We start from the raw sequence: 22,059 nt of genomic DNA, 5'->3' as shown, positions 1-22,059 counted from the left end.
CGCTGAACCTGCAAATTCTGGACGAGCAGCCATTGACGTTGCCGCTGTCGCCAGGCTGCGTGCCGGTGTACATCAGGAAGTATCGCGTTGTCAGCGAGGGCCAGCGCAGCCTCGCGCTACTCGGCAGCGGCTACGGGCTGTAGCCGCTGCCGAAGGCTGCGCTGGCCGGTATGGGCGCCGGTGTACGTCGGGCATATCGCGTCGAGTGCAGCGGGTCGCCTGTTCGCCGATCAATGCTCGATATGTTCTTCCACCGGTTTGCTGCGCTTGCCGTCCTTGGGCGATAGCTGCAGGAAGATGGCCGCGGCCAGCATCGCCATGATGCCCACGGTGAGGAACGTCAGCTGGAAGGCGCCGAGCACGGTATCCACCCCGTCGTTGCCGACTTCGGCGGTAAAGCCGCCGAGCAGGGCACCGGCACAGGCCACGCCCAGGCTCAGGGACAACTGCGCGACCACCGACAGCAGGCTGTTGCCGCTGCTGGCCGAGGCGTCGTCGAGGTCGATCAGGGTCACGGTGTTCATCGCGGTGAATTGCAGCGAGTTGATCGCCCCCAGCACCGCCAGCATCCCCAGCAGCAGCGGATAAGGCGTGTGCTCGGTGACCAGGCCCATGCTTGCCAGCATCAGCCCCAGGGCCAGGGTATTGCCGGTGAGGACCACGCGGTAGCCCAGGCGCTCGATCAACGGACGGGCCACGGACTTGGCGAGCATGGCCGCGGCGGCCAGGGGCAACATGCTCATCCCGGCCTGGGACGGCGAGTAACCCAGGGCCACCTGCAACAGCAACGGCACCAGGAACGGCAGGGCGCCGCTGCCCAGGCGCGCGAACAGGTTACCGAGAATGCCCACGGCAAAAGTCCGCACCTTGAACAGCGAAGGCGCAAACAGCGGGTTATCGATATGCCCGGCGCGCAGCCAGTACGCGGCCAGGCAGGCCAGGCCGGCAAACAGCAGCAACATCACCCGCAGGTGCGGCAGGTGCAGTTCGCCCAGGCCTTCCATGGCAATGGTGATCAGCACCATCGCCGCGCCAAACAGCAGGAAGCCCAGGCCGTCGAAGCGCGTGCGTTCGCTGCCGCGCAGGTCGGGGATAAACCGCCACACCGCGTAGCAGCCGATGGCACCCACCGGCAGGTTGATCAGGAAGATCCAGTGCCACGTCATGTACTGCACCATCCAGCCGCCCATGGTCGGGCCGATCAGCGGGCCGAGCAGGCCGGGGATGGTGATAAATCCCATGATCCGCACCAGCTCCGAACGCGGGTAGGCGCGCAGCACCACCAGCCTGCCCACCGGCAGCATCAGGGCGCCGCCCAGGCCCTGGATCACCCGGGCGCCGATCAGTTGGCTCAGGGTGTTGGACATGGCGCAGAGCAGGGAGCCGATGCTGAACAGCAGGATGGCGCCGAAGAAAATCTTCTTGGTGCCGAAGCGGTCGGCGATCCAGCCGGAAGCCGGAATCAGCAGCGCCACCGTGAGCATGTAGGCAATGACCACGCCCTGCATGCGCAACGGGTTTTCCGCCAGGTCCCGGGCCATGGCCGGCAGGGCGGTATTGAGGATGGTCCCGTCGAGGGACTGCATGAAAAACGCGATGGCCACCACCCAAGGCAGCCAGCGGGCGGTGGTGGCATCTAGAACCGGGCGTTCGGGCATAGGACCTCTAAAGGAGCAGCGCCAAGCTTTGAGCTACACGCTTGAAGCTTAGCGCTTGCAGCTGTTTTCAAAGAGTAAGGGTCAGGCGATTGATCAGCGCTCCGGGCAGGTGCGTCGAGGCGGTCTGGCGCTGGCCGTAGGTACTGGGCGACAGCAGCAGCTCGCGCTCCTGGGTCAGGGCTTCGAGCTGCGTGCCCAGCAGACTGTAGACACTGTCATCGAAACGCATGGTGCTGACCGGGGCCTGGATCTCGCCGTTTTCCACCCAGAAGGTGGCGAAGCGGGTCATGCCCGTCAGGCGCGCGGCGGGCTGGTCCGAGTAGTTCAGGTACCACAGGTTACTGATGTACAGGCCGGTGCCGAGTTGCTTGAGAATCTCCTGCTGCGGCAATTGCCCGCCGCGCATGCTCAATGCGCCGGGGTATTCGCCGCCGCTGGCGCCGTTGGTGGTCAGGCCGTATTCGGCGGCGCTGCGCGAGCTGGTCAGTTGGCCGCTGGCGGCGCCCGCGGCGATCAGCGTCACGTCCTGGCTCGGGTAGCCCTCGTCTGAGAAGGCCGGGCTCAAGGAGCCGCTGACCTGTTCGTCGAGCCACACCAGCGGGCTCAGGCTGGCCTCATTGGCGTAGAGCTTCTGCAGCGGGCTGTGCTTGCTGGCGATGGCCTGGGCCGAGAAACCGCCCCAACTGAGCATGCCGACGATTTCTTCCAGGGCCGCTGGCGCCAGATACGCGCGGTATTGCCCGGGGGCCAGGGTGCGCAGCGGCCGCCCGAGAAACGCCAGTTGCTCCCGTGCCTGCTCGAAGCGCCTGGCGAAGTCGGCGCTGTTCCACAGATCGCCGGCGTAGCTGGCCTTTACCGCCTGGCCGTTGTCGTGGAACAGGCTGAAGTCGAAGTTGAAGCTATTGGCCTGGTGCCAGCCAAAGGCCCCGGCCGAACTGGCAAAACCGCGACTGACGGGACCTGCGGCGTAGAACCCCACTAGGTCCAGGCCCGTTGCGGCGCGGCCGATTTCCGCCACCACCTGCTCGGTGTCGGGCAGTGGGCGCTCCTGCACGTTCTGACTGTGCCAGCCGTTGTGGTTGAGCAGCAGGTACGGGTCTGCGGGCAATAACGGCAGGGTTTCCCGCAGTTGTTGCAGGCCTTCGGCCAGGCGTTGCAAATCCACTTGCGGGTCGCCGGCCAGGGTGATGCTGAGGTCGGCGTGGCGGCCCTGGTCGATCAACTTGAACTCCAGACTGGCCTGCTGCACGTGCCCGGCCTGGCGTACCCGGGCGTGGTTGAAACGAATGAACGCCGAGGACTCGGCGGCGTAGCTCAGGCTGAACTGCTCCGGCTCGCGCAGGGCGTCGCGCAGCCAGTCGACCAGGGCCTTGAACTGTTCGGCCTGACTCATATCGGTGCTCATCAGGCATCTCCCCCAAACACATCAATGTTGCTAAAGACACAGGCCGGCGAAGCATGGCCGACGCGGATCACCTGGTTCGGCTCGCCCTTGCCGCAATTGGGCGTGCCCAGCACCTTGAAGGTACTGCGGTCGCCAACGGCGCTCAGGTTGCGCCAGAACTGCGCGGAGATCCCCCGGTAGTTGGGGTTCTTCACCACGCCCTTGAGCTGGCCGTTCTCGATCAACTGCGCCCATTCGCAGCCGAACTGGAATTTGTTGCGCGCATCGTCAATCGACCAGGAGCGGTTGGTGGACATCAGGATGCCGTGCTCGATCCCACCGATCAGTTGTTCCAGGGATTGCTCGCCCGGCTCGATATTGAGGTTGGCCATGCGGTCGATCGGTGCCCGGTTCCAGCCACAGGCACGGCTGTTGGCGACACCCTTCAGGCCGGCGCGAAATTGCGACAGCGCACCGCCCAGGGGCCGCAGCAGCAAGCCTTCGCGGATCAGAAACTGCTTGCTGGCGGCGCTGCCGTCATCGTCGTGGCTGTAGCTGGCGAGCTCTTCGGGGATCTCCGGGTCGAAGGTCACGTTGAGCAGCGACGAACCGTATTGCAGGCTGCCGAAGTCCTGGGCTTTGACGAAGCTGGTGCCGGCGTAGTTGCGTTCGTCGCCGAGGATCCGGTCCAGCTCCAGCGGGTGGCCGATGGACTCGTGGATCTGCAGCATCATCTGGTCCGGCATCAGCAGCAGGTCGCGCGGGCCCTGGGGGGTATTGGGCGCCAGCAGCAATTGCAGCGCCTGGTCGGCGACTTGGGCGCCGGCGCCCAGCAGGCCGCAGCGGCTGATGACATCGGCGCCGCCCTGCTGGCCGAAGTTGTCGCGGCCCAGGGTCCGGGTCTGGCTGTCGCTGCCGTCATAGGCGGTCACATCCAGGCCCGGGTAGACGAAGCGCTGGGCCTGGCGCAACTCGGCGCCGGCGCTGTTGAGGTAGATCTGCTCGACCTGGGTGATGCCGATGCTCACCTGCCAGTTGACCAGGCGCTCGTCTTTGGGCACGGCCGCGGACTCGTCGCCGAGCATCTGGTAGCAATCGCTCAGGGAAGGGAAGGGCTGGTCGAGGTTCGGCGAAAAGTAGTCGCCGCGGTCACTGGACACCGCCTGCTCGCGCAAGTCGAGCAGGGCATGCCCGGCGATCAGTCGCGCTTGCTGTTCGGCCCGTTGCAGTGCGGCTTGCAGGCCGGCCTGGGACAGGTCGTTGGTCGCGGCATAGGCTTCGACGCCGTTGACCCGCACGGTGAGCATGGCGCCTTCATCACGGCTCAGGCTGGGTGGTTCGGCCACGGTCTTGCGCACCGACAGGTGCTGGCCGGATTCACGTACATACCGCAGCGAGAAAAATTCGCCGCCCGTGCGCAAGGCAGCGAAGCGCTGCTTGAGCTGGGGGTGAAAGTCGAACATGGGTGACCTCCTGGTGAAGCGCGGCGCGCTGCGGGCCCTATCGCCAGCAAACCGGCCGCGATAGGTAACAGGCGGCGGTGGGCTCGGGATAATGTCCGCGGTGCGATGGGGATGGGCGAGACAGGTGCAGAACTGTAGCCGCTGCCCAAGGCTGCGATCAAGGACGCAGTCGGTGCAATGGGCTGGATGGGGTGTGGCGAGGGAAGCGGGGAGACCGCGATGGCGCCGACCGTTGCGGTCGGCGCCAGGCTGTTTTACTGCGCGGTGCGGCTCACGTCACGCAGCGGCTTGCCACGTACCGGGGCGTCGCCGGCCACGAAGTAGTCGGCGGTGCTGCGTGGCAGAGGCTGGCGGCCACGGATCTTGTCGGCGATTTTCTCGGCGATCATGATCGTCGGCGCGTTGAGGTTGCCGGTGGTGATGATCGGCATGATCGACGCATCGACCACGCGCAGGCCCTGCATGCCATGCACGCGACCTTCGCCATCGACCACGGCCATGTCGTCGGTGCCCATCTTGCACGAGCAGGACGGGTGGAACGCGGTTTCGGCGTGCTCGCGGATGAATTTATCCAGTTGCTCGTCGGTCTGGACGTCGATGCCCGGGCTGATTTCCCGGCCACGGAACGCATCCAGTGCAGGCTGTTGCATGATTTCCCGGGTCAGGCGGATGCCGTCGCGGAATTCCTGCCAGTCCTGCTCGGTGGCCATGTAGTTGAAGAGGATGCTCGGGTACTCGCGCGGGTTCTTCGACTTGAGCTGGATCCGGCCACGGCTTGGCGAACGCATGGAGCCCATGTGCGCCTGGAAACCGTGCTCTTTCACACCGTTGCTGCCGTTGTAGTTAATCGCTACCGGCAGGAAGTGGTACTGGATGTTCGGCCAATCGAATTCTTCACGGGTACGGATAAAACCGCCCGCTTCGAACTGGTTGCTGGCGCCGATGCCGGTACCGTTGAACAGCCACTCGGCACCGATGGCCGGCTGGTTGTACCAGAGCAGCGAAGGGTACAGCGACACCGGTTGGGTGCAGGCGTACTGCAGGTACAGCTCGAGGTGGTCCTGCAGGTTTTCGCCGACGCCCGGCAGGTCGTGCACCACCGGGATGTCGAGGCTTTCCAGGAGCTTGGCCGGGCCGACGCCGGAGCGCTGGAGGATTTGCGGCGAGGCGATGGCGCCGCTGCACACCAGCACTTCCTTGCGGGCGCGGGCTTCAACGCGCTCTTCGGCGGCGCCGATCAGGTAACGCACGCCCACCGCGCGCTTGCCGTCAAACAGCACTTTGTCGGTCAGGGCGTGGGTGACGATGGTCAGGGTCGAGCGCTTTTTGGCGGTGTCCAGGTAACCGCGAGCGGTGCTGGCACGACGGCCTTTAGGCGTGACGGTGCGGTCCATCGGACCGAAGCCTTCCTGCTGGTAGCCGTTCAAGTCTTCGGTACGCGGGTAACCTGCCTGCACGCCGGCTTCGACCATGGCGTGGAATAGCGGGTTATTGCCGGCCTTGGGCGTGGTCACGCTGACCGGGCCATCGCCACCGTGGTAGTCGTTAGGCCCGATGTCGCGGGTTTCGGCCTTGCGGAAGTACGGCAGGCAGTTGAGGTAATCCCAATCTTCCAGACCTGGCAGTTTCGCCCAGTTGTCATAGTCCATCGCGTTGCCGCGGATGTAGCACATGCCGTTGATCAGCGACGAGCCACCCAGGCCCTTGCCGCGACCGCATTCCATCCGGCGGCCGTCCATGTGCGGCTCCGGGTCGGTCTCATAGGCCCAGTTGTAGCGTCGGCCTTGCAGCGGGAACGCCAGGGCGGCCGGCATTTGCGTACGGAAATCGAAACGGTAGTCCGGGCCGCCTGCTTCGAGCAGCAGCACGGTGACGCCTTCGTCTTCAGTCAGACGGGTCGCCAGGGTATTACCGGCGGAGCCGGCACCCACAATGATGTAGTCATATTCTTGGGACATAAATGCACCCTCGTAAAAGTTGGTTCAGGCTGCTTTTGTGGCGAGGGAGCTTGCTCCCGTTCGACTGCGCAGCAGTCGGAAAGTCAGCGCTCGAGTTCGGTCTGAAAGAACGGCGGTGCCTGGAATGGGGCTGCTTCGCAGCCCGATGGGAGCAAGCTCCCTCGCCACGGGGGCCATGCCAGGCTCAATCGGGTCTTAGAACACCGAGGCGTAATCGCCCAGCTCAACCTGTACCGATTTGATGCGGGTGAAGTTATTCAGCGAGCTGATGCCGTTCTCACGGCCCACACCGGATTGCTTGTAGCCGCCAACCGGCATCTTCGCGTCGGATTCGCCCCAGGCGTTGATCCAGCAGATACCGGCTTCGAGCTGATGAATCACGCGGTGGGCGCGGTTCAGGTCTTTGGTGACCAGGCCGGCAGCGAGGCCGAAGTCGGTGTCGTTGGCACGACGGATGACTTCTTCTTCAGTTTCGTAGGTCAGGATGCTCATCACCGGGCCGAAGATTTCTTCGCGGACGATGGTCATCTCGTCGGTGCAGTCAGTGAAGACGGTTGGCGCCACGAATGCGCCCTTGGCCAGGTCACCCTGGGTCAGACGCTCGCCGCCGCACAGGACGCGAGCCCCTTCTTCCTTGCCCTTGGCGATGTAGCCGAGCACGCTTTCCATGTGGGCGAAGCTGACCAGCGGGCCGAAGTTGGTGTTTTCATCTTCCGGGTTGCCGATGCGGATGCGTGCAACGCGCTCGACGATCTTGGCTTCGAAAGCGGCTTTCAGGTGGCTCGGTACGAACACCCGAGTGCCGTTGGTGCAGACCTGACCGGAGCTGTAGAAGTTGGCCATCATCGCGGTGTCGGCGGCGCGATCGAGGTCGGCGTCGTCGAAAATGATCAGCGGCGACTTGCCACCCAGTTCCATGGTCACGTCTTTCAGCGAGGAGCTGGAGGCGCTGGCCATGACTTTCTTGCCGGTGTCGGTGCCGCCGGTGAAGGAGATTTTCTCGATGCGCGGGTGCTCGGTCAGCCAGGTGCCGACTTCACGGCCGCTGCCGGTCAGGACGTTGAACACACCGGCCGGCAGGCCGGCTTCGGTGTAGATTTCGGCCAGTTTCAGGGTGGTCAGCGAGGTGACTTCACTTGGCTTGAAGATCATCGCGTTGCCGGCCGCCAGGGCTGGAGCGGATTTCCACAGGGCGATCTGGATCGGGTAGTTCCAGGCGCCGATACCGGCCACAACGCCCAGGGGCTCGCGACGGGTGTAGACGAAAGAGGTGGTACGCAGCGGGATCTGCTCGCCTTCGATGGCGGGCACCAGGCCGGCGTAGTATTCCAGCACGTCGGCGCCGGTGACGATGTCGACGTATTTGGTTTCGGAGAACGATTTGCCGGTGTCCAGGGTTTCCAGGGCGGCCAGTTCGTCGTTGCGCTCACGCAGGATCTCGACGGCGCGACGCAGGATGCGCGAACGCTCCATGGCGGTCATGGCGGCCCAGATTTTCTGGCCCTTTTCGGCGCTGACCACGGCGCGCTCGACGTCGTCCTTGGTCGCACGCTGCACTTGTGCGAGGACTTCACCGTTAGCCGGGTTGATGGCTTCGAAGGTGGCGTCGCTGCTGGCGTCGGTATAACCGCCGTCGATGTAGAGTTTTTGCAGTTCGAAACGGGCCATATAGTCCTCGCAAGTGCATAAGTGGTTGGCGTTAACCGCTGGGCGGGCCTTGTAGCTTGGGCATCGCGGGTCAGCGGCAGTTCAGGGGGCCGAGCGTCTCTGTGTGCTCTAGCGCTCCTGCTTAGCCAATTGGAAATCCATGTATTCGTAAGCGATCTGTTGCGCCTGCGCGGTGTCGAAGGCGTCTCCGGACAGCGCGCCGCGCAACCACAAACCGTCGATCAGGGCTGCCAGGCCTCGTGCTGCGCTGCGTGCTTCATCCAGCGGCAGGACACGGCGGAACTGGCAACACAGGTTGGAATACAGACGGTGATCGTTGATCCGCTGCAACCTGTGCAAAGACGGGTGGTGCATGCTGGTGGCCCAGAAGGCCAGCCAGGTTTTCATTGCCGGGCCATTGACCTGGCTGGCGTCGAAGTTGCCTTCGATAATCACCTGCAGATGGGCCCGCGGGCTGTCATCTGTCAGCGCCTGACGACGCTCGGTGACGTTCTCTATCAGGGCGTTCATCAGGTACCGCATGGTGGCGGCAATCAGGCCGTTCTTGTCCTGAAAGTAGTGACTGATGATGCCGTTCGAGACACCGGCCAAACGGGCGATCAGCGCAATGCTGGCGTCCCCCATTCCGACCTGATCGACGGCCTGTAACGTGGCTTCGATCAATTGCTGGCGGCGTATGGGTTGCATACCGACCTTGGGCATCTTGCACCTCTCCTTAGGCCTGCCGGCAGACGTAGAACGGCTACCGGCGTAGGGGCCAGTCTATTTTGTTTTGATTGAACGTTCAATCAACAAAGAATAAGATCTGCGACAAATCGTCGCTGCCTACAGGTTTTTCCTGCGTGTAGAGGGCGGAAAAACGACCTCCGAAATAGCTCCAAAACTGACAGGTGGCATGGCAAGAACCGGCTGGAAAGGACGTGTTGACGGGGCGGGACGCTCTTGGGGCCAGTGACGAACGAACAGCTCGTGGCAAGCCTTGGATACCGGTGCTCAATGTGACTTCTGCGGTTTCGGTTTTTTTTCGGGGTGTCTTTATATCACCCGCCGGTCGGCTGCCAACTAACCGATTGGTCGGGTATCGCGTTGCCTTGCGTTCTTCTCTCGCACTGCCTGGAGCATCTGTGCCATGAGTTCTGCCTCCCTTATAAAGACCCCACCAGAGAAGGTGCGGGTCAACGGTTGGGTGTTTTACACCTCTACCGCGCTGATTCTGCTGTTGACCGCCATTCTGATCATCGCCCCGAAAGAGGCCGGCAGCATGCTGGGCATTGCCCAGGCCTGGCTGTCCCGCAGCTTCGGCTGGTACTACATGGTGGTGATCGCCGCCTACCTGGTGTTCGTGGTGGGCCTGGCATTTTCGTCCTACGGCAAGCTCAAGCTGGGCAGCAAGGACGACACCCCGGATTTCAGCTACGGCGCTTGGGCCGGCATGCTGTTTTCCTCCGGTATCGGCATCTCGCTGTTGTACTTCGGTGCGTCCGAGCCGCTGGATCACTACTTCAACCCGCCCGAGGGTGTCGCCGGCAGCAACCTGGCCGCGCGCCAGGCGGTGCAGCTGACATTCCTCCACTGGGGCCTGCATGGCTGGGCGATCTATGCCCTGGTCGGGCTGGCCGTGGCCTATTTTGCGTACCGGCACAACCAGCCGCTGGCCTTGCGTTCGGCGCTGTATCCGCTGGTGGGCGAGCGTTGGGTCAAGGGCGCGGCGGGCCACGCGGTGGATGGCTTCGGCATGTTCGTGACCCTGCTGGGCCTGGTGACCAACCTGGGTATCGGCTCGATGCAGGTGTCCTCGGGGTTGGAAAACCTGTTCGGCATGGAGCACAGCAACACCAACCTGCTGATCGTGATCATCGTCATGAGCACCGTGGCCACCATCGCCGCGGTATCGGGTGTGGAAAACGGCATCCGCCGCCTGTCCAACCTGAACATCGTGCTGTTCAGCGGCCTGCTGATTTTCGTGCTGTTGTTCGGCCCGACCCTGCACCTGCTCAACGGCTTTGTGCAGAACATCGGCGACTACCTCAACGGCGTGGTGCTGAAAACCTTCGACCTCTATGTGTATGAGGGCGACAGCGCCAAATCCGATCGCTGGCTGGGCCTGTGGACCCTGTTCTACTGGGCCTGGTGGATTTCCTGGGCACCTTTTGTCGGCATGTTCATCGCGCGTATTTCCCGTGGCCGTACGGTGCGTGAACTGGTGGCGGGCGTATTGCTGATTCCCCTGGGCTTTACCCTGGCGTGGCTGTCGATCTTCGGTAACTCGGCCCTGGACCTGGTGATGAACCATGGGGCGGTGGAGCTTGGAAAGACGGCGCTGGAACAGCCGTCCATGGCCATCTACCAATTGCTGGAGCATTACCCGGCGTCGAAGGTGGTGATCGGTGTATCGATTTTCGTCGGCTTCGTGCTGTTCCTGACCCCGGCCGACTCCGGCGCGGTGATGATGGCCAACCTGTCCTGCAAAGGCGGCAATGTTGACGAAGACGCGCCGCACTGGCTGCGGATCTTCTGGTCGGCGGTGATCACCCTGGTGACCATCGGCCTGCTGTTCGCCGGCAACTTCGAAGCCATGCAAACCATGGTGGTGCTGGCGGGGCTGCCGTTCTCGGTGGTGCTGATCTTCTTCATGTTCGGCTTGCACAAGGCCATGCGCCAGGATGTGCAGATCGAACAGGAGCAGGCGCAACTGGCGGAACGTGGGCGTCGTGGCTTCAGCGAGCGCCTGACCGCCCTGGACCTGCAACCGACCCAGTCGGTGGTTCAGCGGTTCATGGACAAGAAAGTCACCCCGGCCCTGGAAGAAGCCGCGCAATTGCTGCGTGCTCAGGGGCTGGACGTGCAGACCCTGCTGGGCAAATCCAAGCGCTGCATGGGCGTGCGGATCGAGATGGAAGAGGGCAACCCGTTTGTCTACGAGGTGAGCCTGGATGGCTACCTGGCCACGCCGAGCGAGTCCACCGAGGCCGAGGAAGAGCGCACGCGCTACTACCGCGCCGAGGTTTACCTGCACAACGGCAGCCAGGAGTACGACCTGATGGGCTTCACCCCGGAGCAGATCACCCGGGACGTGCTCGATCAGTTTGAAAGCCATCGGCAGCTCCTTGGCCGTGTCTATAGCTGAGGGTTGAAAAGGGCGGTGCGACCCTGTGGCGAGGGCGCTTGCTCCCGCTGGGTGGCACCGCCACCCCGATGACTGCAATCGGGCTCCAACAGTCGGATCGCGGAGCCGGTCTTTACGGCTGCTTCGCCCCGGGACGCCGGACGCCTGAACGGGAGCAAGCTCCCTCGCCACACACACTCAGTGCAGCATCAATGAAAACGCCGCGATCCTCGCGGCGTTTTCATGTCCGGGGGATTACCCCAGGTTCTTGCCCAGCAACGCATGGTAGAGCTCGCTGTCGCCGAGGATCCCCACCACTTTGTTGTTGTCGTGCAGCACCAGTTTATTGCCGGTCTGGTAGCGGATCTGCAAGGCGTCGCGCATGCCGATATTGGAATCCACCAGGGTCGGCCGGCGCTCCAGGCCTTCCACCGCCTGGCCGGGTGCCCAGTTCTGCAGGTCGAGGCTGGCACCGTTCTGGCGTGCGCCTTTGATGGTGTTGCCTTCGGCCAGGTCGAGCCAGGAGTCGCCGCCCGGGTCGAGGCATACCGAGCCGTTGATGCGTTTGCAGTTGTCCAGGGTGCGCATCAGGCTGCGCCCGCAGAGCACGTTCAGCGGGTTGGTGTGGGCAACGAACGTACGCACATAGTCGTCGGCCGGGTTGAGCACGATCTGCTCCGGCTTGCTGTACTGGATGATCCGCCCGTCTTTCATGATGGCGATGCGGCTGCCCAGCTTCAGCGCTTCGTCGAGGTCGTGGCTGACGAAGACGATGGTCTTGCTCAGCTTGCGTTGCAGTTCCAGCAACTCGTCCTGCAGGCCCTGGCGAATCAGCGGGTCGAGGGCCGAGAAGGGTTCGTCCATCAGTAGGATATCGGCGTCCATCGCCAGGGCGCGGGCCAGGCCCACACGCTGTTGCATGCCACCGGAGAGCTCATCGGGCTTCTTGTTGCGCCATTGGGTCAGGCCCACCAGCTCGAGCTTTTCCTCCACCAGCTTGCGCCGTTCCTTTTCCGGGCGGCCCTGCATTTCCAGGCCGAAGCTGATGTTCTCGCGCACCGTCAGCCAGGGCATCAGGGCGAACTTCTGGAACACCATGGCGATGCGCTTGGTGCGCATCATCTTCAGTTCGGCGGCGGTGCAGGCGGCGATGTCGATCTGTTTGCCTTCGTGCTCGACGAACAGGTGCCCACGGCTGACGGTGTTCAAGCCGTTGATGCAGCGCAGCAAGCTGGATTTGCCGGAGCCGGAGAGGCCCATCAGCACGCAGATCTCGCCTTTTTCCACATCGAGGCTGGCTTTTTCCACGCCGACGATCTGGCCGGTCTTTTTCAGGATCTCGTTGCGGGTCATGCCCTGGTCCAGCAGTTTCAGGGCCTCGCGGGGATCTTTGGAGAAGATAACGTCTACGTTATCGAAGCGAATAATGCTCATGCGTCGCTCCCTACTTTGGCGTCGGGTTGTTTGCAGATCCGGTCGAGCATGATCGCCAGCAGCACAATGGCCAGCCCGGCTTCGAAGCCCAGGGCGATATCGGCGGTGTTGAGTGCGTTGACCACCGGCTTGCCCAGGCCATCGGCGCCGACCAGGGCGGCGATCACCACCATCGACAGCGAGAGCATGATGCACTGGGTGATCCCGGCGGCGATGCTCGGCATGGCGTGGGGCAATTCGATACGCGACAGCAACTGGCGACGCGAGCAGCCAAAGGCCTTGCCGGCGTCCATCAGCTCTTGCGGGACATCGCGGATACCCAGGTAGGTCAGGCGGATCGGCGCGGCAATCGCGAACACCACCGTGGAAATCAGCCCGGGCACCACCCCCAGACCGAACAGGGTCAGGGTAGGAATGAGGTAGACGAAGGTCGGTACGGTCTGCATCAGATCGAGTACCGGACGCATCATGGTGTAGAACATCGGCTTGTGCGCGGCGACGATGCCCAACGGCACGCCGATGACCACGCAGACCAGGGTGGCGAACAGCACCTGGGCCAGGGTTTCCATGGTTTCCTGCCAATAGCCCAGGTTCAGGATCAGCAGAAACGACAGCACTACAAAGGCGGTCAGGCCCCATTTGCGTTGAATGACGTGCGCGAGCAAGGCGATCAGCCCGATCAATGCCAGCGGGTTGAACCAGGTCAGCGCAAACGTCACGCCGTGGATCATCGTTTCCAGGGTCGTGGCGATCGCATCGAATGTGCTGGCGCCGTGTTGCGTCAACCATTCAACGAAGGCAGCGATGTACTGGCCTAGAGGGATTTTATGATCAGTCAGCATGGTAGTGAACGTCCGCATGCAAGGAAAAAACAGCCCGGGCGGAACTGGCCCGCCCGGCGTAAGCGAGTGACTTAGTTAGCAGCCTGTGCAAGCTTGGCCTTGACCGCCTCAAGGCCGGGTTTGCCATCAATGGTGGTGACCCCGGCGAGCCAGGTATCCAGCACTTGCGGGTTGTTTTTCAGCCAGGCCTTGGCGGCCACATCCGGCTTCATTTTGTCGTCCAGCACGTTGCCCATCAGGGTGCTTTCCATGTTCAGGGTGAACGACAGATTCTTCAGCAACTGGCCGACGTTGCTGCATTCCTGGGCGTAACCCTTGCGCGTGTTGGTGTAGATGGTGGCCTGGCCGAAGTTGGGGCCGAAGAACTCGTCACCCCCGGTGAGGTACTTCATCTTGAAACGGGTGTTCATCGGGTGCGGTTCCCAGCCCAGGAATACCACGGCGGTGTTGCGCCGCTGGGCACGATCGACCTGGGACAGCATGCCGGCTTCGCTGGACTCGACCACCTTGAACCCGGCGTCCTTGAGGCCGAAGGCGTTCTTGTCGATCATGCTCTGGATCAGGCGATTGCCGTCGTTGCCGGGCTCGATCCCGTAGATCTTGCCGTCCAGCTCCTTCTTGAATTTGGCGATGTCGGCGAAATCCTTGAGCCCCTTGTTGTACAGCTCTTCCGGGACCGCCAGGGTGTACTTGGCGTTCTCCAGGTTGGCGCGCAGGGTGTCGACGGTGCCGGCATCACGGTAGGCCTTGATGTCGTTTTCCATGGTCGGCATCCAGTTGCCGAGGAACACGTCCATGTTCTTGCCGTCGGCCAGGGACTTGTAGGTCACCGGTACGGAAATCATCGTGGTCTTGGTTTTGTAGCCCAGTGCATCGAGAACCACGCTGGTGGTGGCGGTGGTCACGGTGATGTCGGTCCAGCCAACATCGGAGAAGTTAACGGTACTGCATTGCGCCGGTTCTGCGGCTTGTGCCAGAAGCGGCAGACTCAGCATGGCGGCCAACAACAACGAGGGGGAACCTTTCATCGGGGGGGACTCCTGGGTGTCTTCTTTTTGGCGGCGTTCTTACCGCACTTATAAGCGTGGCGGTTGGGGCGCGTGGGACAGCTGTGCCACGGTGCCTTGCAATCGAGTCGAGACTGATCATGTACCAGTGAAAATCTGACGCCTACAGGGTGCGTCGTATCCAGTACAGGGAGGGTCGCATCCAGTGTCAGTGAGGTCGTTTACAGCTTTTTTCAGGACTTTTTGCCGCTCTGCACCGCAAAAAGCGGCCAAAACCCTTGGTTCTCGGGTTGCGGCGTTGCTGGGCATGGGTGAGTCGGTGTCAGACGTCGAGCACCGTGGAAAAAGCCTGATGATGCGCCCATCTCGGCGGATTGCAGCTTGAGCGTAGCAGCTCCGTCAGCGGGCGCCGCGCCGCCCGGAGTGTGCTCATTCGAGGAGTTTTGCTGTCATGGCTATCAGTGTTTTCGACCTGTTCAAAATCGGCATCGGTCCTTCCAGTTCCCACACCGTCGGCCCCATGCGCGCCGCCGCCTTGTTCGTGCAATCGCTCAGGGAAAAGCAGCTACTGGAGCAGGTGCAGCGGGTCGAGGTGCAACTCTTTGGTTCGCTGTCGGCCACCGGTATCGGCCACGGCAGCGACAACGCGGTGATCATGGGCCTGATGGGCGAGTGGCCGGACGCGATCGACCCGTCGCAGATCGGTCCGCGCATCGACCGGCTGCGTGAAACCCAGACCCTGCTGCTGGACGGGCGCCTGCCGATCCCCTTTATCTGGGCCCGGGACATGCAGCTGATCGACGAAAACCTGCCGTTCCACCCCAATGCCATGACCCTGGTCGCGATCGGCGCAAACGCCGAGGTGCATCGCGACACCTACTATTCGGTCGGCGGCGGGTTTGTCGTCGACCAGGCCCAGGCCAGCAGCGGTGTGGTCGACCTCGATCGCACCGAATTGCCCTACGACTTCTCCAGCGCGGTGGAGCTGCTGAGCCTGTGCCAGACCCACAACCTGCGGGTCGCGGAACTGATGATGGCCAATGAAAAAGTCTGGCGCTCCGAGGAGGAAATTCGCAGTGGCCTGCTGACCCTCTGGCGGGCCATGCAGGACTGCGTCGAGCAGGGCCTGAAGCACGAAGGCATCCTGCCCGGCGGGCTGAATGTGCGGCGGCGTGCGGCGCGCCTGCACCGCAGCTTGCAGGAACTGAACAAGCCCAACGTCATTGGCTCGACCCTGTCGGCCATGGAGTGGGTCAACCTGTTCGCCCTGGCGGTCAACGAAGAGAACGCTGCCGGCGGGCGCATGGTCACCGCACCCACCAACGGCGCGGCCGGGATCATCCCGGCGGTGCTGCACTACTTTATGAAGTTCAGCGAGGTGGTGACCGAGGCCAACGTGGTCGACTATTTCCTCGGCGCGGCGGCGGTGGGCATCCTCTGTAAAAAGAATGCGTCGATCTCGGGGGCCGAAGTCGGTTGCCAGGGCGAAGTCGGTTCGGCCTGCGCCATGGCGGCGGCCGGGTTGGCGGAGATCCTCGGCGCGACCCCGGAGCAATTGTGCAACGCCGCTGAAATTGGCCTGGAGCACAACCTCGGCCTGACCTGCGACCCGGTCGGCGGCCTGGTGCAGGTGCCGTGCATCGAGCGCAACGCGATTGCCGCGGTCAAGGCGATCAATGCCGCGCAAATGGCCCTGCGCGGCGACGGCCAGCACTTTATCTCCCTGGACCGGGTGATCCGCACCATGCGCGATACCGGCGCCGACATGCACGACAAATACAAGGAGACCTCGCGCGGTGGCCTGGCGGTGAGTGCGGTGGAGTGCTGAGTCAGGCACATGCTCATTTTTCCGCCGCTCGCCGCTGCGCGCTAAAGGAACACGCCACCCACACCGCGCCACCTTTTAGCGCGTCGCAAACAGATAAGCCCCTTTCCCGGGGCCGGAATCCAATCCGGCCCTGACCGCCTGTCACCCGTGCTTGTGGTGACACTCCCCGCCAGGGCCCCGCGACGCAGTTCCCACAAGTGCTACCGAACTGCTCACAGGCCCCGGGCGAGGGCGCCGGGGGCAATTGCCGGTGCTTATAACCCCCACTGCGCGCGTGGCTTATATAGACACCCCGCCATGTCGTTTTCAGGAGTTATTGAATGGCCATTCAACTTTAGGCATGGCAATTGCTCTGTCATGACAAAGCCCTTCTCTGCAAGAGAATGATGGCAATAACAAGAGCCTCCGCCTGAGGCCATCACCCGCTTTGTGTGAGGAGATACCGCGATGACGTCGTTCAACTCCGGGGCTCAACCCCAGAACCGTGCGCCTCAATCCATCGGCTTTTTGCTGCTGGACAATTTCACGCTGATTTCCCTGGCCTCCGCAGTCGAACCGCTGCGCATGGCCAACCAGCTGTCCGGTCGCGAGCTGTATCGCTGGACCACCCTCAGCGTCGATGGCGGGCAAGTCTGGGCCAGCGATGGCCTGCAGATCACCCCCGACGCCTCCATGCACAAAGCGCCCGTCCTCGACACCGTGATTGTCTGCGGCGGCATTGGTATCCAGCGCACCGTAACCCGTGAACACGTGTCCTGGCTGCAAAGCCAGGCCCGCCAGTCACGACGCCTGGGTGCGGTGTGCACCGGCAGCTGGGCCCTGGCGTGCGCCGGCCTGCTCGACGGTTTCGATTGCAGCGTGCACTGGGAATGCCTGGCGTCGATGCAGGAAGCCTTTCCCCGGGTCGCCATGAGCACCCGCCTGTTTACCCTCGACCGCAACCGCTTCACCAGCTCCGGTGGCACCGCGCCGCTGGACATGATGCTGCACTTGATCAGCCGCGATCATGGCCGTGAACTGTCCGCCGCGATCTCGGAAATGTTCGTCTACGAACGCATCCGCAACGAGCAGGATCACCAGCGCGTGCCGCTCAAGCACATGCTCGGCACCAACCAGCCGAAGCTCCAGGAAATCGTTGCGTTGATGGAAGCCAACCTCGAAGAGCCGATCGATCTCGACGAGCTGGCAGTGTACGTCGCTGTTTCGCGGCGTCAGCTGGAGCGGCTGTTCCAGAAGTACCTGCACTGTTCGCCGTCGCGCTATTACCTCAAGCTGCGGCTGATCCGCGCCCGGCAACTGCTCAAGCAGACGCCGATGTCGATCATCGAAGTGGCGTCGGTCTGCGGTTTTGTCTCCACGCCGCATTTCTCCAAGTGCTACCGCGAATACTTCGGCATTCCGCCCCGTGACGAACGCGTCGGTTCCAACACCACCCAGCAGGTAGCGATGATGCCGATCCCCCAGGCGCTGGTGCTGGCGCCACTCTCGGGCCCGCTGTCAGCCCTGAGCCAGGCGCGCAACGAGTCGACATTCGCCAGCGTGCGCCTGTAGTCACAGCGTTTTCTTGAAGTACACGACGCGCTCGGTTTCCTCGAAACCGAGCGCCTTGTGCACGGTCTGGCTCAACAGGTTTTCCAGGCCGGTATCCGACGCCATTTCCCCGCAGCCCTGATCCCGTCCCCATTGGGCGACGGCGTCGATCAATTGCTCGGCAATCCCCTGGCGCCGCTGTTCGGCGACCACATACAAGCCTTCCAGAAACACCACCGGCGAATGTTCGGTGCCATTCACGTAATCGCGGCGCAGCGAGGCTTCGGCCAGGCCCGCGGGTTGGCCATCGGCGGTGTAGGCGAGCAGGTTGATATAGCGCCGCGGGTCACTCAGCAAATCAGTGATTTCGTCCAGGTGCTCCTGGCGCGAACTGTCCGGCCAGAGCGCCTGGCGCAACTCCAGCCAGCCCGGTTGTCGGGCTGACTGACAGGGTTCGATTCGCGGCATGGGGCGGGTTCCAGAGGGCTGAAAGGACCCGCACTCTACACCCTGGGATCCTTTGCCGGCGACGGCTCAGGCGTGGCTGTTGCGGTACTGGGCCAGGGCCGGCAGCAACTGTTGGTCGATGGCCTGGCGCACGGCCGGAAGAATGGTCGCGTTGCCGGTCAGCATCTGCTCGACCATGCCCTTGAGCGCCCGGACCCGCGCATCGCTCAAGCCGCGCACCGCGTACTCACACGCCTGGTCGGCGGTGGCGCCAGCCGGCATCTCGAAACCCAGGGCCCGGAGTTGGCCGAGCAGGTCATCCTGATCAATCAGATCCGCGTGCATCATGACTCTTATCCTTATTCAGGGAGCGGGGTGGTGGATCGATTCTGGTAGGCCGCCCGGGAGTCGGCAAGGGCAAATCGTCGCCATGGCCCGTTTACCTATGAACAGGTCGTTTTCGACTAAGTGCAGTCCCCGGCCTGCTTTCCAGGGCGCCGCCTGCGTCGCAGATAACGCATCACCGGTCCTGGCGCTCAAGGTATTCTGCGCCGGCGGTCGGTGTTCGACAGGGACGGCCGCCCACTTGGAAACCAAGGAGCTGTAGTCGATGAAAGTGCTGTTCAGAGGGACCCTGGCCGGTGTGTTGTGGCTGTTTTCCAGCGGAGCCTGGGCTGCTCCGGAGTGTGCCGACTTTCTTCGGGCCAGCGCCGATCCACCCCAGGTCCTCGAGTTTGTCGAGTGTAAATACACGCCGCAGCAGCAAGGCGCGCCGCTGACCGCGACCTATCGCGTCGAAGGCCGGCATGCCCAAGAGGTGGAGAGCTATTTGCGGCTCATCTCGGGGGAGACAAATTACTTGAAGTTTGTCTGCTGTGGCTGGGAAACAACGCGTATGACCTACTACCTGGATCGAAGAGCCGGCCGCACCTATCAACTCAGCATGGGGTCCGAAGAGACGCCCCATAACCGCCGGGAGCGGTGGCACAAGATCGGCTATTTCTATGTGACGGTGGTGCTGTATACCGAGGACGTCTGAAGGTCGCCCAGTGGCCCATTTACCTATGAACAGGTCGCATTCAGCTAACCAGCGCTAGGGCCGAGCAGGCAGACTGAACCCCAGCTGATGTCACGACGGTTTGGTCACCCTCTTACTACAGCTCCTTGGCAAAGCACTCCCTGCCTCGATCCTGTCACGGCTTGATCGGGGCTTTTTTTGTCTGCGCGAAAAGGCGTGGCTTGAGCGGCGGGCGATCCTTCGCCCGGGTTCATTTTTCCGCCGGCAAGGCCATGACCCGCCCCTGATACGCCGGGGCCGGCAGTTCCAACTGCTCGGCAGCAATGGCTTGCAGGCGTTCCAGTACCGCCTCGCTGAACGGTGCCGAGCGTGGGCCGGCCAGGTCGACATGCAGCAGCATCTGCTCGTTGCCGGCCAGCATCTGCGGGTCACCGACCTGATGCAGGCTGTGGTAGAGGTGCAGGCGTTTGCGATCGTGAGCGATCAGTTGGGTGTGCACCTCGACCTGGGTGCCGAGTTTCACTTCATGCAGGTAATTCAGATGCAGCTCCAGGGTGAACAGCGAGTGGCCGCTGGCTTCGCGGTTCTCGCTGTCCAGGCCCAGTCGGTCCATCAGGGCGTCGGTGGCGTAGCTGAAAATCAGCAGGTAAAAGGCGTCGCGCAGATGGCCGTTGTAGTCGACCCACTCAGGCAGGACGGGGGTGCTGTAGGTGAGCAGTGCGGGCATGGGCTAGGTTCCGGGGGCGAAGAAAATCGGGCGAGGCGCAGCGGCCTCGCCACGTCGGGTCAGTCGCTGAAGTTCATGCCGTGCTTGGCCTTGGTGGTCTTGACCGCATCGAGCACCGCCAGCAGGCAATCATCACGATAGCGCTCCAGGGCCGAAATGCTGCGTTCGCCCAACTGCTCACTGGTGCCTTGCACCACGTCGTCAATCAACTTGTCGGTCAGTGGCGGGGCGGGCAGGTAGGTCCAGGGCAGTTGCAGCGCCGGCCCGAACTGGGCCATGAAGTGGCGCATGCCGGCATCGCCACCCGCCAGGGTATAGGTGAGGAAGGTGCCCATGAACGACCAGCGCAGGCCGGCGCCGAAGCGGATCGCGTCGTCGATTTCACCTGTGGTGGCCACGCCGTCATTGACCAGGTGCAGCGCCTCGCGCCACAGGGCTTCCAACAGGCGGTCGGCGATAAATCCCGGGACCTCCTTGCGCACATGCAGCGGGCGCATGCCCAGGGATTCATAGACCCGCATTGCCGCCTGCACCGCCTCGGGCGCAGTGTGTTTGCCGCCCACCACTTCCACCAGCGGCAGCAGGTACACCGGGTTGAAGGGGTGGCCGACCACGCAGCGTTCCGGGTGGGTCGCGCCTTCGTAGAATTCGCTGGGCAGCAGCCCCGAGGTGCTGGAGCCGATCAGTGCATCGGGCTTGGCTGCGGCGCTGATCTGGCTATGCAACTGCAACTTCAGCTCCAGGCGTTCCGGGGCGCTTTCCTGGATGAAGTCGGCGTCCTTCACGCACTCCTCAATGGTGGCGACAAAACGCAGGCGCTGTTGCGCGGCGCCCGGTGCCAGGCCTTGTTGCTCCAGGGCGCCCCAGGCATTGGCCACCCGTTGCCGCAGGGCTGCTTCGGCGCCGGGGGCCGGGTCCCAGGCCACCACGTCCAGGCCGTGGGCCAGGGCGCGAGCCACCCAGCCGCTGCCGATGACACCGCTGCCCAGGGCGGCGAAGGTTTTGATGTCGGTGATAAAACGCATGGCAAATTCCTGAAAAAAGGGTGCGAGGGGCTGTGCAAGCCGGTTTTGTCGGGAGGCGGGTCAGCGGCGCTGGGTCAGGCCCATCTTGGCCCGCCCTTCGGCCGGGGTCAGGACCCGCGCGCCGAGGCGGCTGAGGATTTGCGTGGCGCGCTCCACCAGTTGGCCGTTGGTCGCCAGCACGCCTTTGTCCAGCCAGAGGTTGTCCTCCAGCCCGACCCGCACATTGCCGCCCAGCAACACCGCCTGCGCGGCCATTGGCATTTGCATGCGGCCGATGCCGAAACCGGCCCACACCGCATCGGCCGGCAGGTTGTCGACCATGGCCTTCATGGTGGTGGTGTCGGCCGGGGCGCCCCAGGGGATGCCCAGGCACAGCTGGAACAGCGGGTTGTCCAGCAGGCCTTCCTTGATCATCTGCTTGGCGAACCACAGGTGCCCGGTGTCGAAGATTTCCAGTTCGGCCTTCACCCCCAGTTCCTGGATGCGCCTGGCGCCGGCCCGCAGCTGCGCCGGGGTGGAAACGTAAATGGTGTCGCCGTCGCCGAAGTTCAGGGTGCCGCAGTCCAGGGTGCAGATTTCCGGCAGCAGCGCCTCGACGTGGGCCAGGCGCGTCAGTGGGCCCACCAGGTCGGTGTTAGGGCCGAACTCCATGGGGTTTTCCCCGGCGCCGATCTCCAGGTCGCCGCCCATGCCGGCGGTGAGGTTGACGATGATGTCGATGTCCGCCTCGCGAATGCGCTCCATGACTTCGCGGTACAGCGCCACGTCACGGCTGAACTTGCCGCTCTGTGGGTCGCGCACGTGGCAATGGACCACGGTGGCGCCGGCCTTGGCCGCTTCCACCGCCGCGGCGGCGATCTGCTTGGGGGTGACCGGGACGTGGGGGCTCCTGGCGGTCGTGTCGCCAGCACCGGTGAGTGCGCAGGTGATGATGACGTCGTGGTTCATGGTGCGGGTTCCTTGC

18 protein-coding genes are annotated in these 22,059 nt (G+C 63.3%); 4 read left to right on the top strand and 14 right to left on the bottom strand.

Annotated features, from left to right (window positions below):
- Positions 1–230 precede the first annotated feature (230 nt).
- The 6 genes from mdtD to betI form a co-directional block, all read right to left on the bottom strand.
- Entirely contained in the window at positions 231–1,658 is a 1,428-nt protein-coding gene (mdtD, locus tag JFU57_RS05185; protein ID WP_078472764.1) for a multidrug transporter subunit MdtD, read from the bottom strand.
- Positions 1,659–1,725: 67 nt separating this feature from the next.
- On the bottom strand, positions 1,726–3,063 hold the full coding sequence (locus JFU57_RS05180) for a TldD/PmbA family protein (RefSeq protein ID WP_201128374.1): 1,338 nt from the start codon (positions 3,061–3,063) through the stop codon (positions 1,726–1,728).
- Positions 3,063–4,505 (bottom strand): TldD/PmbA family protein, encoded by a 1,443-nt coding sequence (locus JFU57_RS05175; RefSeq protein WP_201128372.1) that lies wholly within the window; start codon positions 4,503–4,505, stop codon positions 3,063–3,065. The genes JFU57_RS05180 and JFU57_RS05175 overlap by 1 nt, the downstream gene beginning before the upstream one ends.
- Before the next feature lie 254 nt (positions 4,506–4,759).
- Positions 4,760–6,463 (bottom strand): choline dehydrogenase, encoded by a 1,704-nt coding sequence (gene betA / locus JFU57_RS05170; protein WP_078472767.1) that lies wholly within the window; start codon positions 6,461–6,463, stop codon positions 4,760–4,762.
- 195 nt (positions 6,464–6,658) lie between these two features.
- Positions 6,659–8,131, bottom strand: coding sequence for a betaine-aldehyde dehydrogenase (gene betB, locus JFU57_RS05165; RefSeq protein WP_201128370.1), 1,473 nt, complete (start codon positions 8,129–8,131; stop codon positions 6,659–6,661).
- 108 nt (positions 8,132–8,239) lie between these two features.
- A complete protein-coding gene (gene betI, locus JFU57_RS05160; RefSeq protein ID WP_078472769.1) occupies positions 8,240–8,833 on the bottom strand; it encodes a transcriptional regulator BetI in 594 nt (197 codons plus the stop codon).
- Between the two features lie 484 nt (positions 8,834–9,317).
- On the opposite strand from betI, the gene JFU57_RS05155 reads away from it, so the two are divergent.
- The gene (locus tag JFU57_RS05155) at positions 9,318–11,258 is read left to right on the top strand and encodes a BCCT family transporter (RefSeq protein WP_342032588.1); all 1,941 of its coding nucleotides are present in this window, start codon (positions 9,318–9,320) and stop codon (positions 11,256–11,258) included.
- Positions 11,259–11,492: 234 nt separating this feature from the next.
- Here JFU57_RS05155 and choV read toward each other — a convergent pair whose 3' ends face one another.
- The 3 genes from choV to JFU57_RS05140 form a co-directional block, all read right to left on the bottom strand.
- Positions 11,493–12,671 (bottom strand): choline ABC transporter ATP-binding protein, encoded by a 1,179-nt coding sequence (gene choV, locus JFU57_RS05150; protein ID WP_078472771.1) that lies wholly within the window; start codon positions 12,669–12,671, stop codon positions 11,493–11,495.
- Positions 12,668–13,513 (bottom strand): choline ABC transporter permease subunit, encoded by an 846-nt coding sequence (choW, locus tag JFU57_RS05145; protein ID WP_020295350.1) that lies wholly within the window; start codon positions 13,511–13,513, stop codon positions 12,668–12,670. The genes choV and choW overlap by 4 nt, the downstream gene beginning before the upstream one ends.
- Positions 13,514–13,584: 71 nt before the next feature.
- Complete coding sequence (locus tag JFU57_RS05140) at positions 13,585–14,541, bottom strand: choline ABC transporter substrate-binding protein (protein ID WP_078472772.1); 957 nt, start codon at positions 14,539–14,541, stop codon at positions 13,585–13,587.
- 430 nt (positions 14,542–14,971) lie between these two features.
- Here JFU57_RS05140 and JFU57_RS05135 point away from each other — a divergent pair, with 430 nt between their 5' ends.
- Together JFU57_RS05135 and gbdR are read left to right on the top strand one after the other, a co-directional pair.
- Positions 14,972–16,348, top strand: a complete 1,377-nt coding sequence (locus tag JFU57_RS05135; RefSeq protein WP_078472773.1) for an L-serine ammonia-lyase — start codon at positions 14,972–14,974, stop codon at positions 16,346–16,348.
- A 447-nt stretch (positions 16,349–16,795) separates the two neighbouring features.
- Positions 16,796–17,899 carry a choline metabolism transcriptional regulator GbdR gene (gene gbdR / locus JFU57_RS05130; RefSeq protein WP_020295353.1) on the top strand — a complete coding sequence of 368 codons (1,104 nt, stop codon included), beginning with the start codon at positions 16,796–16,798 and terminating at the stop codon, positions 17,897–17,899.
- Here gbdR and aac(6') read toward each other — a convergent pair whose 3' ends face one another.
- Positions 17,900–18,346, bottom strand: coding sequence for an aminoglycoside 6'-N-acetyltransferase (gene aac(6') / locus JFU57_RS05125; RefSeq protein WP_078472774.1), 447 nt, complete (start codon positions 18,344–18,346; stop codon positions 17,900–17,902).
- Positions 18,347–18,412: 66 nt separating this feature from the next.
- Entirely contained in the window at positions 18,413–18,673 is a 261-nt protein-coding gene (locus JFU57_RS05120; protein WP_078472775.1) for a hypothetical protein, read from the bottom strand.
- 262 nt (positions 18,674–18,935) lie between these two features.
- On the opposite strand from JFU57_RS05120, the gene JFU57_RS05115 reads away from it, so the two are divergent.
- Positions 18,936–19,364 carry a DUF4952 domain-containing protein gene (locus tag JFU57_RS05115; protein WP_201128366.1) on the top strand — a complete coding sequence of 143 codons (429 nt, stop codon included), beginning with the start codon at positions 18,936–18,938 and terminating at the stop codon, positions 19,362–19,364.
- Positions 19,365–19,593: 229 nt separating this feature from the next.
- On the opposite strand, the gene JFU57_RS05110 is transcribed toward JFU57_RS05115, so the two are convergent.
- From JFU57_RS05110 to JFU57_RS05100, 3 genes are read right to left on the bottom strand one after another with little or no spacing between them, the layout of a single operon-like run.
- Entirely contained in the window at positions 19,594–20,070 is a 477-nt protein-coding gene (locus tag JFU57_RS05110; protein ID WP_201128364.1) for a thioesterase family protein, read from the bottom strand.
- 59 nt (positions 20,071–20,129) lie between these two features.
- Complete coding sequence (locus JFU57_RS05105) at positions 20,130–21,095, bottom strand: L-carnitine dehydrogenase (RefSeq protein WP_078472778.1); 966 nt, start codon at positions 21,093–21,095, stop codon at positions 20,130–20,132.
- Positions 21,096–21,155: 60 nt separating this feature from the next.
- Positions 21,156–22,043 carry a 3-keto-5-aminohexanoate cleavage protein gene (locus JFU57_RS05100; protein WP_201128360.1) on the bottom strand — a complete coding sequence of 296 codons (888 nt, stop codon included), beginning with the start codon at positions 22,041–22,043 and terminating at the stop codon, positions 21,156–21,158.
- Between the last annotated feature and the right edge of the window lie 16 nt (positions 22,044–22,059).

Origin of the sequence: Pseudomonas sp. TH07, assembly GCF_016651285.1 — a bacterium.
Taxonomy (GTDB): Bacteria; Pseudomonadota; Gammaproteobacteria; order Pseudomonadales; family Pseudomonadaceae; genus Aquipseudomonas.
This window is presented reverse-complemented; position numbering and strand designations above follow the sequence as displayed.